Source organism: Sphingobium sp. SJ10-10, from assembly GCF_036038995.2.
In the GTDB taxonomy this organism is placed as follows: domain Bacteria; phylum Pseudomonadota; class Alphaproteobacteria; order Sphingomonadales; family Sphingomonadaceae; genus Sphingobium.
This window is the reverse complement of sequence record NZ_CP158133.1, coordinates 25,228-40,597: the sequence shown is the minus strand read 5'-3', so window position 1 is coordinate 40,597 and position 15,370 is coordinate 25,228. Positions and strand designations below refer to the sequence as shown.

Below are 15,370 nucleotides of genomic sequence, written 5' to 3'. Positions count from 1 at the left end.
TATTATCTGAAAATATAATAAGATAAAAATATATCATTTCGGTCAATAAATAGAAACAGGTCGTCATAAATTAAATATAGTCACCACAGGAGGGGATGAAATGGGTAAGATATTCCGGGTAATCCTTATGACCGGCGCCGCGTGGAGCGCGTGCGGTGTTGCTATAAGCCAGGCGGCAGAAGCGGTCGAGCAAAGCTCCAGTGGCGGCGACAATAACGCGGTGCGCGATATCATCGTGACGGCGCGCCGGACTTCGGAGAATCTTCAAACAGTTCCCGTGGCCGTCACGGCGCTTGATCCGACCGCCCTGCTTGAACGCCAGATTGTCGAAGTGGCGGATGTAGGCCGGGCCGCGCCGGGTTTGTCTGTTCAGTCGGGCGGCACCGGGAACGCGTCCCTCATATATCTCGCCATCCGGGGTAACGCTCAGAACAGTCCCAATTCATTTTCCGATCCTGCGGTCGGCATCTATGTCGACGGCGTTTATTATGGACGACCCATTGCCGGCAATCTGGGTCTTCTCGACCTGGCGTCCGTCGAAGTCCTGCGCGGTACCCAGGGAACATTGTTCGGACGCAATACGACAGGCGGCGCCCTGAACATGACGACCGTTCAGCCGGACGGCCATTTCGGCGGCTATATTACCGGTCGTGTCGGCAATTATGAAAGCTGGTCGATCGAATCCGCGCTGACTTTGCCGATCGCCGGCGACGAATTGTCGTTACGTCTGGCGGGGCGCTATGGTGAGCGGGGCAGAGGCTTTGGCCCGAACCCCATCAGGGGGGTCGATGCGGCGCGTATCGATCATGACATCGCGGCCCGCGCCACGCTGAACTGGGAACCTTCGGCGGTCCCGCTGACGGTCTCCCTGTCGGCCGACTGGGCTGACATCAAGGATACTTACAATAATGTCGCTCTGCGTGGTATCAATCCGACAGGTCCGGGCCTCGCTCTTTATTCCCATCAATTTGACCTCGCCAGCTTCCTGCAAACCCAAAGTCGTTTCTACACAACCTATAATGACCCCAACACGGGTAATCCCAACATCGATACGCCCTTCAATTACAACAAGACATGGGGCCTTCGTGCGACGATAGAATATGATCTGGGGGATTTTAAGGTAAAATCGATAACGGCCTATCGAGAGGCGGAAACCGGGGACGGCACCGATCTGGACGGTACGCCCGCCAAGATCGCGTCCTATGCCAGCGACTATTCCCAGAAACAGCGCAGTGAGGAACTTCAATTCTCGGGTACGTTGGGGAAATTGGAATTCATTCTTGGTGCATTCTATTTCAAGGAAACGGGCGACGAACAATCGCAGTCCCTCGTCTTCCAGGACACCGATTTCGGTTTCAACCTTGCGCCCGCCAACACCAATCTTGCTACTTATAAATCAGAGTCCAAGGCATTGTTCGCTCAGGCCAATTACAATCTGACCGAACGGTTGCGGGTGACGGGCGGATTTCGCTATACGTGGGACAAACGCTCTATCAACCGCATGGGCTATATTGGCGGGATACCAGGCTTTTCCGGTTCGTTCGTGTCGAACGGCAGGTTGATCACGCTTCCGCCGACGGGTCTGTGCGCCGTGGGCACCAACGCCAATCTCGTCCCGCCCGGCCCCAATTGTACGGACCCCGTGACCGCCAAATTTGATTATCCCGCATGGCTGGTCAGCATCGACTATGAACTGGGGAATGGCAAATTCGTCTATGCGAAGACGGGCGGTGCCGCATTGGCTGGCGGGCTTAATTCACGGCCGACTCCGCCCGACGCCAGTTCCTTTGCGCCGGAAAAGGTCAAGGATGCCGAAATCGGGTTCAAGGGCGACTTTCTCGACAGGCATTTGCGGACCAACCTGGCAGGCTTCTATATCTGGCGGAACGGTGCGCAGAATATCGTCAATGCTCTGGTCGGCGGCAATCTGACGCAGTTTGTTCAGAATGCGGGCGATGTGAGAGCTTATGGCGTCGAGTTCGAAGGCACGCTCATTCCGTGGCAGGGTATGGAAGTCAGTGGCGCCATATCCTGGCTGAAGGCGAAATATGCTGCGGGATCATTCACCGCGGCGGGGCTGGGGGGCACGGTTGATCGAAGCGGTGAAATTGTTCCGCGCGCGCCCAGATGGACCTGGAACGTCGGCGCCACACAGCGCATTCCAGTCAGAGGCGGCGAAATCGCCTTGCATGCCGACTATGCCTATACCTCAGCCGTCTATCAGGATTATGCCACCGCTGATCTGACGGCTCCGGCGCTTAACGACGGTGTCAACGACGCCGCAGAGCGCGCGGCGGCTGTCAGCTTTATCAACACGCAGAACAGCTTCAGCCGGCTCAAGGCCTATGGCGTGCTGAACGGCAGTATCAGCTTCAAGCTCGACGGCGGCATGGAGTTCACCTTGTGGGGACGGAATTTGACTCAGGAGAAATATTACAACGCCATCTTCAACGGTTATGGCACGTTCGGCACCGCGATCGGGTTTACTGCGGCGCCGCGCACTTGGGGGGCAACGGTCTCTTACCGCTTTTGACATAAGTGCGTCGATCAGGTGCGGCGGCGATGTCCGCTTCACCTGATCGCTATGATCCGGTCATCCCGATTTACACGCGAGGGCGAACCCTATCTTTCGTCGGGGGCCTAACGGCTCCTCTTCTGCGTAACTGCTGAATCAATTCATGAAAGCATAATTGTTCCGTCATTTTAACAATCCAGGATCGTGGAATGGATGTCAATCAATCGGTCGATAATGGAGACAAGGCTTTGATTATATTGCAAAGTCTTATCTTCTATTTGCGGGAAAAAAACATTCTTTCGCGGTGTGATATTGAGGAATTGTGCGAGCGAGTGGAATCTCGTTCCTTTATCGAAAAGGAATTCCCCTGTGATCGAGGACAGGCGGTGGCGGCCGCGAAGGAAATGCGCGATCTGAATGAATATTGCGGAAAACGATATGGCGGGAAGCGGCGTCGCTGCCTATGAGGGCTAGCTCGACAAACTCTTGATCCGGCCGTGTCGCACAGAGCGTGGATGAAAGGTCGAAGTTGTTGGCAAGTGTTGGCGATACTCGGAGAATTTCGATATTTCGCCGATGGCTTTTCTGCAACCTTGCGGAAGATCCGGGCAGTAGGCATTTTCCGGACGAATATGTCCATTACGCGATATTTGTCTTGCCGGCGATAGCCGTGACGAGGGAATGCGACGCGGCATTGACATAGTCCTCAGGAAGGTCGTTATAACGGATTTGGACGAGTGATGCACAATCCTTCATCCATGGATGCTACGCAGCGGGCGACGCCCTATGAAATGTCGTTTCCGGCGAGCAGGCGATCGGTATTGTCGTGGACAATTGTCGCGCTGTTTCTCCTGAATTGTCTCAATTATATTGATCGCCTGCTGTTTTCGGTCGCGCAGGAAATGATCAAGGTCGACCTTCACCTCAGCGATTTTCAACTGGGCCTGATCGGCGGACCGGCTTTCGCCATACTCTATACGCTTTTCAGCTTCCCGATCGCGCGGGCGGCCGACCGTGGCCGACGGGTCGGAATCATTGCCTTTTCGCTGATGCTGTGGAGCGTCATGACGGCCTTTTGCGGGATAGCGGCCAATTTCCTCCAGATGCTTGTCGGGAGAGCAGCGGTCAGCATCGGGGAAGCGGGATGCACACCAGCGTCCCATTCCCTGATTTCCGATGCATTTCCCGCACGGCGCCGGACGACTGTCATTGCCATTTTCGGGGTGGCCGGCCCGGTCGGAGCCATTGTCGCCGCAGTGGCAGGGGGTGCCCTTATCGCTGCCTTTGGCTGGCGCACGGCCTTCCTCCTCTGCGGAATGGCCGGCATAGTCCTCGCTCTGCTGTTCCGTGCCACTGTGCCGGAACCCCAGCGGAGCCAGCCCGGGCCCTCTCACTCGGCGTCTTTCATCGATACGGTCCGCCAGTTGCTCGTCCGGCGCAGCTTTGCCCTCGTGGCGGTCGCGGGCGGCATTGCCGGGATCGGCAGCTATGCCAACCAGCAATATATGGTGTCCTTCCTCATGCGCGGACATGGCCTGTCCCTGGCAACCGCGTCGCTGCTGATGGGGCTGGTGATCGGGGGCGTGGGCATTGTCTTCACGCTTATCGGCGGACCGTTGATGGATTTCGGAGGGCGGCGCTATCCACGGATCAAGGCGTGGCTGCCGTCCGTCGGCTTGCTCTGGTGCGGGTCGCTCTATGCCGTCGCCTTTCAGCTGCCGACGGTCGGTCTTGCCGTCGCGCTGATGGTGTTCGCCTCGATGGGGCAGCATTTCTACATGCCCGCCATGTATGCGCACGGGCAGGACGTCGCGCCCCCGCATATGCGGGCCATGGCGTCGGCCATCATCATCGCCACAAGTTCGCTGTTGGGCTATGGTCTGGGGCCGCCGCTGATCGGCCTTGTCAGCGACATATTGGGGGAAGCCGCACGGGTGTCCGCGGGCCTCAGCCTCGCCGACTGCGTGAAGCGGCCGGTCGAGGCCTGTGAGGCCGCCAGCGCGCAGGGATTGCGCTTGTCGCTCAGCTTCGGATCCTGCTTCTTCATCCTTGCCGCCGGCCTGTTCGCGCTGGCGAGCCGATGGATGATCGCCGATGTGAACGATCATGATCAACCCTGACTTGCCATCCGCGGCCAATTGGCAAATAATAGCCCGGCCCTTCCAGGTCGGGAACAGACTCGACTGATGGCAAGGAGGTTGAGGATGCAGAACGCAATCGGCACTGATCTGCCCCTGTGCGCGCCGCGTACGGCATCGCATTTCCATGTCGAACGACAGGTTCACGCCAACGGAATTTTTGCGGATATCCGGCACTTCGGCTGGACCCAGAGCAGCCGCGCGGTTTACCAGCCCGATTCCTATTATCTGGACTTTTCCATCGGCCCGCGCTGTACCAATTCGCGCTTTTTCAGCGCCGACCGCCGGCTCGCCGACCCGCCGGGCGATATTGTTTTCCTGCCCAAGGGCGGCGCATTTTCGGCGTTGAGCGAACCGGGCGAACACAGCCTGCTGTGCCTGACATTTGAAAATGAACGGGCGATGCAGCTGTTCGAGGATGACAGTCTGGCTGATCTGACGCCCTGCCACGATGTGCAGATCGGTCGGGTGCGTCAGGGGCTTGCGCGCCTGCTGGAAGAGTTGCGCAACCCCAGTTTCGGACAGAATATAGTGCTGGAGAGCATGGCTTTGTTGCTGGTCGTCGAACTGTGCCGGCATTTCCGGCAGGCTCCGGAGGACGACCGTAGCGGCCATGGACAAATGCCGGGCTGGCGGTTGCGCCGGATCAAGGACAGGATCGAAGCCGAACTGTCAGGCGATCTGTCGGTCGCGGATCTGGCGGCGGAAATTCGCACCAGCCCCCGGCACCTGATCCGGACGTTCAAAGCGACCACCGGCACTACCCTGTCCGACTATATCGCTGGCCGCAGGATCGCCCATGCGCAGCAACAGCTTGCGCGGGACGGTGTGCTGATCAAGGTGATTGCCGGCAATTGCGGCTTCCAGAGCGCCGCAGCCTTTTCCGCCGCTTTCCGCAAGGCCACCGGCATGACGCCGCGCGAATTTCGGGAAGAACGCGGCGCCGGTCGATAGGCTGCTTTCGCCGTTCAGCCCGTCAACATGGTTGCGGTCAATCTGGCGATCCTCCAGCGTCCGTCGCCTCTGCCCAGTGCGCCCTGATAATTGGCGAACATGATGACCCGGCCGCCATCGTTCCAGTCCGTCACGAGGCCGGAGGCGCCGACATGGGCGGCGTCATCGGATGGGCCTGCGTCGATCATGATGTCGGTGATCTGGTGACGCCATTTGCCGCCGCTCCTTTCCGCGAGCATCGCCGGCATTCCGCCCAGTTGTCCCGCACCCCGGAGGGTCATCTGGCCGACAATCTCGAAGCAGCCATCCTCCGCGAAGAGGTTCACCCATTCGGCCGCCCTGCCGCTATCCACATATTGGCAATAGCGCGCGAACAGATCGTAAATGTTCAGCCGGTCCTTTACGCTCAGTCCCATCGGTTCATCCTCCTTGTCTGCATAGAGATGGCATTGGCCGCAGGCCCCGCCTTTCGCCGGAGCCGAGCGTCCACGTCCCCTGCACCATGCTGCGGCCGCGATGGCAGTGCAATGCCGCGGCGGCCGTGCCGGCCCGAACCCATGCGCTTCATGTCCGCCTGACGATGTTTGGGCGTTCCGGCTGTAGGCATCGGCATTGCGGGGATCGCGCTGTCGCCGCCACAATCCGTCTCCGACAGAAAGGCGGATTCTCTCCATGACCAGCTATCTCGATCGACTGATCGCCGATCCCACCAGTTTCCACGACGCGCCCTATGCGCAGGCCTTCACGCTCAGCCGCGACGAGATCGACAGGCTGCATCTGGAAGGCGCGCGCAAACGCTTTGCCGAACTTCGTCCTGGCCTGTCGGTGCTGGACAAGCTGGCGCGCGAGCAGGGCATCGAGACGATCGAGACGATCAACGATCTGGCGCCGCTGCTGTTTCCGCACACCGTCTACAAATCCTATCCGATCAGCTATCTGGAGCGCAGCCGCTTCGACAAGCTGACCAAATGGCTCGCGGGCCTGACGACCAGCGACATTTCCCATGTCGATGCCAGCGGGATCGAGACGATCGACGACTGGATCGACCTGCTCGACGCGGAAACCGATCTTACTATCCAGCATACGTCGGGCACGACCGGCAAGCTGAGCTTTGTCCCCCGCACCAAGAAACAGTGGCGCGAAACCATCGTCCATTCGGCGGTCATTATCCGCGACTGGTGGCCGGGTCGCGGCCCGGACATATTGAAGGACGGGATGCCGATCATCATTCCGGGCTATCGCTATGGCGCCGCCGCGATGCAGCGCGGTAACGGCATCCAGGTCGATCTTTATGCCAAGGGCGAGGAAAACACCCTGTTCCTCTACCCCGACGCCCGCTTCAGCGCGGACATCGCCTCGCTGGGCGGCCGCCTGCGTGCGGCGGAGGCACGGGGTGAGGCCGGCATGATCGACATTCCGCCGGTCCTGCTGGAACGGCGGGAGGCCCTGCTGGAACTGGAGCGCCGCCGGCCCGACGACCTCAAGCATTTCTTCAGCGAGGCGCAGCGGCGCTTCGGCGGGCGCGACGTCTATGTGACGGCGATGTGGGCGATCCTCTACGATTGGGCGGAGGAGGGGCTGAAGCGTGGCCTCAAGAACGTCTTCGGCAAGGGCAGCGTGCTGCTGACCGGCGGCGGCAAGAAGGGCAAGGAACTGCCCGACGACTGGCGCGAGCGCGTACTCGAGTTTCTGGGTTTCGATACCATCTATGAAATGTACGCCACGTCCGAACAGATGGGTCTGTCGATGATGTGCGAGCATGGCCATTATCACATCCCGCCGATCCAGATTCCGTTCCTGCTCGATCCGGCGACCGGCAAGCCCTTGCCGCGCAAGGACGGCCTGACCGGCCGCTTCGCCTCGTTCGACCTGATGCCCAACACCTATTGGGCCGGGCTGGTGACGGGGGATGAGATCACGCTGGCGGGCTGGGAAAAGCCCTGCGCCTGTGGCCGCACCGGGCCGCACGTCATTCCGCCGGTACGCCGCTACAGCGAGAAGGAAGGCGGCGATGACCGCATCGTCTGCGCCGGCGCCCCCGAAGCGCATGATCGCGCCCTCGAATTTCTTGCCGAACTGTCGATGTGAGTAGAGCCATGACTGATCAATTCCGCGTTCCCCTCATCATCCGAGGCCAGATCATCGATGATGCTGAAGTCGACTATGGCGGCCGCCGGGGCGGCGTCAGCTTCTCGGCGCCCGACATCGCCAAGCATGTCGCGCGCCTGCCCCTGCGGACGCCCTCGGCCATGGCCGACCTTTATTCGCTGAGCTTCGACGAGATACTGGATTTCCTCGTCGCCCTGGGGGAGCGGCTGGATTTCGGGCAGAACCGGCATTTGCAGGAAGCGTTTCGTCTGTCCTGTCTGACCTCCGGCCTGTCGGAGAGCATATTGCGCGTCCATTTCCAGCATATCGGCGCCGCCTTCGATCGCACCGAAATGCGGCGGATGATGGAGCGCTCCTGCGGCGTCGACTATCTGGAAGGCTGGGTGGATCAGGGGGCTGGCAGATTTCCGGGCCTGACCGCCCGCACGCGCGCTTTCGGCGCGCGGACCGTGCATGTCATTGCCGGCAATGCGCCGATCGTGTCGATCCTGACGGTGATCCGCAATGCGCTGACCCGGTCCGACGCGATCATCAAGCTGCCGTCCAACGATCCGCTGACGGCCGCCGCGCTGGTGCGAACCATGGTCGAGATGGACCCCGACCATCCGCTGTCGAAACATGTCTCCGTCGCCTATTGGAAGGGCGGCGACGATCAGGTGGAATCCGCGATTTACGATCCGCGCGGGGTCGAAAAGATCGTCGCCTGGGGCGGGTTCGATTCGGTCAAGCACATCACCCGCTATCTGCAACCGGGCATCGACCTCATCACCCAGGACCCCAAGCTGTCGGGAACGATCATCGGTCGCGAAGCCTTCGCCGATGAAGCGACGCTGGGTCAGGTGGCACGCCGTCTGGCGCTCGACATCGGCGCCCAGAATCAGGAAGGCTGCGTGTCCGCGCGCGTCATCTATGTCGAATGCGGCACGGACGAAGCCGGGCTGGAGCGCGCCAATCGGCTGGGGCAGATGACCTTCGATGCACTCCAGCGTCTGCCCGATCACCTGAGCACGCCGCACAAGGCGTTCGACGGCGCGCTCAAGGCCGAGATCGACGGCATCCGCCTCAATGACGAGGATTATCGCATCTTCGGCGGTCGGACCAACGAGGGCGCGGTGATCGTCAGCCAGGAGGATTATCCGGTCGACTTTTCCCGCACGCTCGCCTGCCGGGTGGGCAATATCGTGCCCATCGACAGCAGGGAAACGGCCGTCAGCGCGGTCAACGCCTATACCCAGACGATCGGCATCTTTCCCGAAAGCCTCAAGGATGAGCTGCGCGACCGTCTCGCCTTTCAGGGCGCGCAGCGGATCGTGTCGCTGGGCGGGGCCGCGACGATGCAGCATAATATGGAAAGGCAGGATGCGATCGAGCCAGTACGCCGCATGCTGAAATGGGTGACCGAAGAACAGGCATCCGGCGAGATGCTGGCCGCGCTGGCAGGCTGAGGGGAGCCAAGGACATGGTGGACGCTGATCTGGTGATCCGGGGCGGAACGGTGGTCGACGGGCAAGGCGGTGATCCGTTCGAGGCGGACATCGCCATTGCCGACGGCCGTATCGCGGCGATCGGTGCTGATGTCGGTCAAGGCCGCGAGGAGATCGATGCCCGTGGCCTCCTCGTCACGCCCGGCTTCGTCGATGTTCATACCCATTATGACGGGCAGGTCACCTGGTCGGACAGTCTGGTGCCTTCCGCCGAACATGGCGTCACCACCGTCGTCATCGGCAATTGCGGCGTCGGTTTCGCGCCGTGCCGGCCGGAGGACCGCGAGGCGCTGGTCAATGTCATGGAGGGCGTGGAGGACATTCCCGAAGCGGTGATGGCGAAGGGTCTGCCCTGGAACTGGGAGAGCTTCCCGGATTATCTGCGATCGCTCGAAGCGCGTGCCTGGGACGCGGATGTGGGAGCCTATATTCCGCATTCGCCCCTGCGGGTCTATGCGATGGGCCAGCGCGGGTTGGACCGCGAGCCGGCGACCGCGGCGGATGTCGCGCGAATGGCGCAGCTCGTGGCGGAGGGGATGGCGGCCGGCGCGCTTGGTTTCGCGACATCGCGTTCGCTGGTGCATCGGCGCGGCGATGGCGCTTTCATCCCGTCCTTTCAGGCGGAAAGCGATGAACTGGTGGCGATCGCCCGATCGGTGGGTGATGCGGGGCGCGGCGTGCTTCAGATGATCCCGAATCTCGATACCGCCGACTGGGCCAGCGATCTCGACCTGATGAAGCGCATGACCAGCGCCTCGGGGCGTCCGCTGACCTATTCGCTCGCCCAATGGTCGACCGATCCGCAGGGCTGGCGGCGCACCATGGATGCGCTGGCCGAGCATAATCGCACCAGCGCGGCGCCGGTGCTGGCGCAGGTTTTTCCCCGGCCGATGGGCGCGATGTGCGGCCTGTCGACGTCGGCCAACGCGTTCAGCCATTGTGCAAGCTATCGTGCGATTGCGGACCGACCGCTGGCTGAAAAGGTCGCCATCATGCGCGATCCCGCCTTCCGCGCGCGACTGATCGCGGAGGAGCCGGATGAGACGCCGACGCCGCTGCATCGCTTGCTACGCACATGGGACAATATCTATCCGCTCGGAGCCGAGCCGGACTATGAACCTTCACCGGACCGGAGCATCGCCGCGCTGGCCGCAAAGCGCGGCGTCGGTCCTGTCGAACTGGTCTATGATCTGATGCTGGAGCAGGAGGGCCATGCGCTGATCCTGATGCCCTTTTCCAACTATGCGGAAAAGTCGCTGGACCCTGCGCTTGCAATGATGCGCGATCCCTACAGCATCGTGGGACTGGGCGACGGCGGCGCGCATTATGGCATCATCTGCGATGCCAGCTATCCGACGACGATGCTGTCCTACTGGACCCGCGATCGGGTCGGCGAGCAACTGACGATCCCTGCGGCAGTCAAGGCGCTGAGCGCGGACAACGCCGATTTCCTGGGGCTGCGGGACAGGGGGCGGCTGAAACCGGGGATGAAGGCCGACATCAACCTGATCGATCATGGCGCGCTCAGGCTGCATGCCCCTCATGTCGTCCATGACCTGCCCGGCGGTGGGCGCCGTCTGGCGCAGCAGGCGACCGGTTATCGCGCCACGATGGTCAGCGGCGTGATCACCCGGCGGGACGGCGCCGACACTGGCGCGCGTCCCGGAAGGCTGATCCGCGCCGCCTGATCAGGCGCGCGGCTGGATGGTCGTGCCGCCCGTCAGTCCATGGCGGATAAAGGGCGAGGCGAGGAAATCATGCGGAAAGCCGAGCGGCGTGCGGCTCAACGCATCCAGACGTTCCAGTTGGCTTGCCTCCAGCGTGACGCCAAGCGCGGCGACATTATCCGCATATTGCCGCATCGTCCGCGCGCCCACTAGCGGCGAGACGACCGCCGGATTGGTAAGGGTCCAGGCGATCGCCACCTGCGCCGAGGTGACGCCCATCTCGTCGGCGATGCCCTTCACCGCATCGGCGATGGCGACCACGCGCGCGTCGACACGGCCTGCCGCTTCGAGCAGGGCACCGCGACCGCCAGATTCGCCGGCATGGGCGCTGCCGCCGGTCGCATATTTGCCCGACAGCATGCCGCTCGCCAGCGGCGACCAGGGCATGACGCCGATACCCAGCGCCTTGGCGGCGGGGATGAGTTCGCGTTCGGCCGTGCGCTCGACCAGATTATATTCGACCTGCAAGGCCGCCAACTGGGACCATCCCCGCAATTCCGCCACGGTTTGCAGCCGGGCCATCTGCCAGGCAGGTGTATCCGACAGGCCCAGATACAGGATCTTGCCCTGCGTCACGAGGTCGTCGAACGCGCGCATGATCTCATCCGCAGGCGTCGTATCGTCCCAGGCGTGCAGGAAGAGCAGATCGATCCGGTCCGTGCGCAGGCGCTTGAGGCTGGTTTCGACCGTCTGCATCATGTTCCGGCGGCTGTTGCCGGCAGCATTGGGATCGCCGACCGATCGGGTCAGCGAATATTTGGTCGACAGGACCAGCCGTTCGCGCTTGGCTTCCGCGAACTTGCCGGTCAGCGTTTCCGACACGCCGTCGGCATAATAGCCCGCCGTGTCGATGAAATTGCCGCCCTGGTCGACATAGCTGTCGAAAATCCGGCGGGATTCCTGCTCGTCCGCGCCCCATTCCTCGCCAAAGGTCATGGTCCCGAGCGCCAGCGGGGAAACCCGCAGGCCCGAGCGGCCGAGCAGGCGATAGCTGTCGAGCGACAGCGTCTGAATGTTTGTCTGTGTCATGGTCGTTTTCAATCTTTCGCTGCTTCGGTGACGACCCAGTGCATCATCTTGTGCACCGGCCATCCCCCATCGTGCGGCAGGCCGCCGAATTTTCCGGTGTTGATATTGCCGAGACCGACGATGCGCTGGGTGCCCGCCGAGGAAAGCCCATCGCGCACCTCGGCAATGCGGGAGGGGGGATAGACGCCGACCGACTGGGTCGCGACGGTGACATGCTGGATCGCATCGGCAAGCCGGTCGACCGCGACGACATTGACGAGCTTGCCGCCGGGATTGAACGACACAGGTTCGCTGGAGCGGATGACTATGCCCCGGCCGTCGGGACGTCCGAACAGGCGGTAGACCGGTTCCAGATTGCCCAGCATGTCCAGTTCGTCGATCAGCATGGCGGGCGGCAGCGGGCCGTCGGGGCCGGCGCCATAGCGGATATCCTTGCCCATCGCCTCCACCAGCGCTTCGCAATAGCGATCGACCTGTTCGTCCGATCCTTCGATGAACTGGAAGCGGGCGCAGCTGCACGCATCCTGATTGAAGGCGATGATGTCGGCCGCGCTCCGTTCGGCAATGGTCGCGAGGGGGACGTCGTCAAAGGCTTCGCGGCCGATCAGCGAAATCGAGACCTTGGGATCGAAGGACATGATCTCGAAGCCCGGCGCGGCATATTGCATGGCATGGCGTACCGCCGCCTCGCCACCCCAGACGGCGAGCTTGTCGAAATATTGCGAGCGCAGGATGTGGTTTTCGATGCTGGCATCGCCGCCGCGCCAGTAAGCGGCGGAGAAGGAGCGCGTCACCGGATGGTTGGGGCCGACATCCGCCATCGTCCGCAGCAGGGCGGTCGCCGTGAACATGTCGTTGGACGGCATTTTCAGCAGATGGACGCCCTTGCTGATCGCTCCTCGGACAATCGTGACCGGCGGCACGATCGGGGCGTTGCCGGCCAGAACATGCACCATGCGGGGCGGGAAGGCGCGGATGTCGAAGGCCGTGCCCTGAATGTCGCGCCGCGCCCACCCATCCAGCACGTCGAGCGATCCCAGCGACTGTTCGGCTTCCGCCTCGACCGCCTCGCGGGTGAAGAACCAGGCGATATCGCGGTAGCAATTCTCCAGGATGCGCGCGCCAAGAGTGTTGCAGCGCAGATTATAGGCCGCAGCCTCCTGGAGATAGATGTTCCGGTCGAAATCGAGCGCCTTGCCGACTTCGACGAGAAAATCCACGATCTCCGCAAGCGGCGTGTCGAAGGCGGGACCGGGCTGGCTTCGCGGCCAGATCAGCGAGTCCAGATCGATCGAAGGGGTCATGACCGTCGTGCCGCTGGCCCGCGACCGGTGCTCGACGGCGGCGTCGAGCTGGACCACGCCCTTGATCACATGGGGAACGAGCAGCCGGTCATTATCGGCGATGATTTCATGCAGCATGTCTGCCTCCTGTCGTTCAGGCCGCGACCGGCTGGGGTGCGGTAATCGATCCGCGCACATAGGAATCGATCGATCCGGCGCAGCTGAGCTTGTCCTCACCTTCTTCCAGATCGGCGTAACGGGCGATCGCGTGAACGACCGGCGTCTTCACGCCCTCCAGGCCGGAGCCGAACTCCACCTGCACCTTGTCGCCAGAGATGATGCCGCCCCAGCGGCCGTCCGCCAATATATCGAAAAACGCCATTCGGCCTTCGATCCGGCCAACATCCTTCGTCGTGCCCAGCAGCTTTTCGCCCGGCTTGTCGAGGATGAGGGGGATGATCCATGGCGGCACCGCATAGGATTCGGTCGGCTGGATCTTGGCGCAGAAGCCGCTCATTTCGACCATGGCATAGGAACTGGTGATGCGGTCCGGCGTGACGCCGAAAAAGCTCATAATCTGTTCCCTATAGTCGGCCGGGACAGCCGCCCCCTTGGTGCCGCCGCCAAAGCTCATCAGCGTGTCGGGATGGAAATCGCCATCCTTGATCCCGCGCGCGCGCAGGGCCTGCACGATCTGCCAGGCGACACCATACATGACGCCGATATAGAGCGGGCGATCCCGGCGGCTGACAAGCAGGTCCATCCATGCGTCGAACTCGCCTGCCCGCGTCTGCTGGCGGGCCTCGACCTCCGCCTCATAGACGGCGATCTCGCCGGGACCGACTTTGCCGGCAGCCAGCAGGCGGCGCAGCTGCGCGGGGCGCATGGCATCAAAGGCGCGCATCGGATAGTCGCTCAGGCGATGAAATTCGCCGGGCGCGGCCCAGCGCGGGAAATGGACATTGCAGAATTCAATCATCTTGTGGGTGCCGCGCGGCGGCATCATGGTGAAGACCGAGCGGCCGTGATCGGGCACATAGGCCGGTGTCGACAGGTCGGCCGCCGCCAGACAGGCGGCGAGCGACAGGTCGCGGTCCTGCGTCGACTGGTTGAGGAAGGAGGATTTGCCCGAGGTCCCGCTCGACGCGAAGACATGGTGGCCCGCCGCCTTGGCGCGGTCCAGCCATTCGTCAATGTCGCGCACATCCGCAACCTCGATATTGTCCGTCGGATAGCTGCTCAGCGTGCCGAGCCACATGTTCATATGCTTCCACTGGCCATTGTCGACGAACGCCTCCGGATAGCTTTTATAATTGGTGTGGGCGAACAGGAGCGGGACGAGGTCGGCCAGGCTGTCGATGCTGTCGATACCGGCTTCTTTCGCCCGCTTGTCGAGCACCCGGATCTGCTGGCGCCGCTCCGCAAAGCGTTCGCGCGCCGCTTCCAGTTGCAGTTCGGCCAGATTGTCCGGGGCGTTCCGGAACGGATCGGGCGACCGGGCAAGGGCGATCAATTCGTCAACGGCGCTCATCAGTGAAAACTCCTCTCAGCTTTGCCGGGAAGTATAGGCGATGCCCGATATTTAGCCGCTCGATTCACTGTTATGGGGAGGACATACTATTCTCAGCATGACCTTTCCGCCCGATGGCGTGCCGATCCCCTGCCAAAACAAGGCTGCTATCTTTCGGCAGGGCAGAAGGCGGGCACCCCGGGCCATGATGCCGGCGCAACACAGGAGCAGGGGGTGACATGCCCGGTCCACTGGACGAAGTATTGGCGTTTTTTCGGGAAAGCAGCGGCTCGCGCGAAGACATGCTGTCCGCCATGGAGCGCCGGTTTACGGCGGATACACGCTGGGAAAATGTCGGCGTGGCGACGATCGTCGGGGTCGATCAGGCGAGGCAGTTCATCGACGGCTTTCTTGGCCGGATTCCGTTCGAACGCTGCGCGGTCGTGGTCCATCATGCGGCGGCCGCGGGCCATGTCGTCCTGACGGAGCGCAGCGATATTTTCTATGGGCCAGACGGGCAGGAAATGCTGTCGCTGCGGCTGATGGGCGCCCTGGAAATGGACGGCCCCCATATCGTCGCCTGGCGCGACTATTTCGACACAAGCGGCTTTTGAAGGGGGA

The 15,370-nt window shown here is 62.0% G+C and carries 12 protein-coding genes; 8 read left to right on the top strand and 4 right to left on the bottom strand.

Annotated elements, in window-relative coordinates; all coding sequences use genetic code 11:
• The first annotated feature begins 100 nt into the window (after positions 1-100).
• The 4 genes from VVT58_RS15900 (at position 101) to VVT58_RS15885 (ending at position 5,607) form a co-directional block, all read left to right on the top strand.
• Positions 101-2,533, top strand: coding sequence for a TonB-dependent receptor (locus VVT58_RS15900; RefSeq protein WP_066563126.1), 2,433 nt, complete (start codon positions 101-103; stop codon positions 2,531-2,533).
• A gap of 191 nt (positions 2,534-2,724) precedes the next feature.
• Positions 2,725-2,982 (top strand): hypothetical protein, encoded by a 258-nt coding sequence (locus VVT58_RS15895; RefSeq protein ID WP_066563125.1) that lies wholly within the window; start codon positions 2,725-2,727, stop codon positions 2,980-2,982.
• A gap of 354 nt (positions 2,983-3,336) precedes the next feature.
• Positions 3,337-4,635 carry an MFS transporter gene (locus VVT58_RS15890; RefSeq protein ID WP_327754021.1) on the top strand — a complete coding sequence of 433 codons (1,299 nt, stop codon included), beginning with the start codon at positions 3,337-3,339 and terminating at the stop codon, positions 4,633-4,635.
• A gap of 84 nt (positions 4,636-4,719) precedes the next feature.
• Positions 4,720-5,607: an AraC family transcriptional regulator gene (locus tag VVT58_RS15885; protein ID WP_066563124.1), complete on the top strand. Its 888-nt coding sequence runs from the start codon at positions 4,720-4,722 to the stop codon at positions 5,605-5,607.
• A gap of 14 nt (positions 5,608-5,621) precedes the next feature.
• Here VVT58_RS15885 and VVT58_RS15880 read toward each other — a convergent pair whose 3' ends face one another.
• Complete coding sequence (locus tag VVT58_RS15880) at positions 5,622-6,023, bottom strand: nuclear transport factor 2 family protein (protein ID WP_066563122.1); 402 nt, start codon at positions 6,021-6,023, stop codon at positions 5,622-5,624.
• A gap of 256 nt (positions 6,024-6,279) precedes the next feature.
• Here VVT58_RS15880 and VVT58_RS15875 point away from each other — a divergent pair, with 256 nt between their 5' ends.
• From VVT58_RS15875 to VVT58_RS15865, 3 genes are read left to right on the top strand one after another with little or no spacing between them, the layout of a single operon-like run.
• The gene (locus tag VVT58_RS15875; protein ID WP_066563121.1) at positions 6,280-7,695 is read left to right on the top strand and encodes a hypothetical protein; all 1,416 of its coding nucleotides are present in this window, start codon (positions 6,280-6,282) and stop codon (positions 7,693-7,695) included.
• Between the two features lie 8 nt (positions 7,696-7,703).
• Positions 7,704-9,161, top strand: coding sequence for an acyl-CoA reductase (locus tag VVT58_RS15870; RefSeq protein ID WP_066563120.1), 1,458 nt, complete (start codon positions 7,704-7,706; stop codon positions 9,159-9,161).
• A gap of 14 nt (positions 9,162-9,175) precedes the next feature.
• Positions 9,176-10,888 (top strand): amidohydrolase family protein, encoded by a 1,713-nt coding sequence (locus tag VVT58_RS15865; RefSeq protein ID WP_066563116.1) that lies wholly within the window; start codon positions 9,176-9,178, stop codon positions 10,886-10,888.
• Here the strand turns inward: VVT58_RS15865 and VVT58_RS15860 are convergent, their stop codons facing one another.
• From VVT58_RS15860 to VVT58_RS15850, 3 genes are read right to left on the bottom strand one after another with little or no spacing between them, the layout of a single operon-like run.
• Positions 10,889-11,968 (bottom strand): aldo/keto reductase, encoded by a 1,080-nt coding sequence (locus VVT58_RS15860; protein ID WP_102999821.1) that lies wholly within the window; start codon positions 11,966-11,968, stop codon positions 10,889-10,891.
• Positions 11,965-13,377: an acyl-CoA reductase gene (locus VVT58_RS15855; protein ID WP_066563115.1), complete on the bottom strand. Its 1,413-nt coding sequence runs from the start codon at positions 13,375-13,377 to the stop codon at positions 11,965-11,967. The genes VVT58_RS15860 and VVT58_RS15855 overlap by 4 nt, the downstream gene beginning before the upstream one ends.
• Positions 13,378-13,393: 16 nt before the next feature.
• Complete coding sequence (locus VVT58_RS15850) at positions 13,394-14,770, bottom strand: hypothetical protein (protein ID WP_066563113.1); 1,377 nt, start codon at positions 14,768-14,770, stop codon at positions 13,394-13,396.
• A 218-nt stretch (positions 14,771-14,988) separates the two neighbouring features.
• On the opposite strand from VVT58_RS15850, the gene VVT58_RS15845 reads away from it, so the two are divergent.
• Positions 14,989-15,363, top strand: a complete 375-nt coding sequence (locus tag VVT58_RS15845) for a limonene-1,2-epoxide hydrolase family protein (RefSeq protein WP_237230098.1) — start codon at positions 14,989-14,991, stop codon at positions 15,361-15,363.
• The last annotated feature ends 7 nt before the right edge of the window (positions 15,364-15,370 follow it).

Excerpts from the sequence above, each read along its gene's own strand:
- VVT58_RS15885 (WP_066563124.1), top strand. The coding sequence starts at position 4,720 with ATGCAGAACGCAATCGGCACTGATCTGCCCCTGTGCGCGCCGCGTACG.
- VVT58_RS15900 (WP_066563126.1), top strand. The coding sequence starts at position 101 with ATGGGTAAGATATTCCGGGTAATCCTTATGACCGGCGCCGCGTGGAGC.
- VVT58_RS15865 (WP_066563116.1), top strand. The coding sequence starts at position 9,176 with ATGGTGGACGCTGATCTGGTGATCCGGGGCGGAACGGTGGTCGACGGG.
- VVT58_RS15880 (WP_066563122.1), bottom strand. The coding sequence starts at position 6,023 with ATGGGACTGAGCGTAAAGGACCGGCTGAACATTTACGATCTGTTCGCG.
- VVT58_RS15875 (WP_066563121.1), top strand. The coding sequence starts at position 6,280 with ATGACCAGCTATCTCGATCGACTGATCGCCGATCCCACCAGTTTCCAC.
- VVT58_RS15855 (WP_066563115.1), bottom strand. The coding sequence starts at position 13,377 with ATGCTGCATGAAATCATCGCCGATAATGACCGGCTGCTCGTTCCCCAT.
- VVT58_RS15870 (WP_066563120.1), top strand. The coding sequence starts at position 7,704 with ATGACTGATCAATTCCGCGTTCCCCTCATCATCCGAGGCCAGATCATC.
- VVT58_RS15895 (WP_066563125.1), top strand. The coding sequence starts at position 2,725 with ATGGATGTCAATCAATCGGTCGATAATGGAGACAAGGCTTTGATTATA.
- VVT58_RS15845 (WP_237230098.1), top strand. The coding sequence starts at position 14,989 with ATGCCCGGTCCACTGGACGAAGTATTGGCGTTTTTTCGGGAAAGCAGC.
- VVT58_RS15850 (WP_066563113.1), bottom strand. The coding sequence starts at position 14,770 with ATGAGCGCCGTTGACGAATTGATCGCCCTTGCCCGGTCGCCCGATCCG.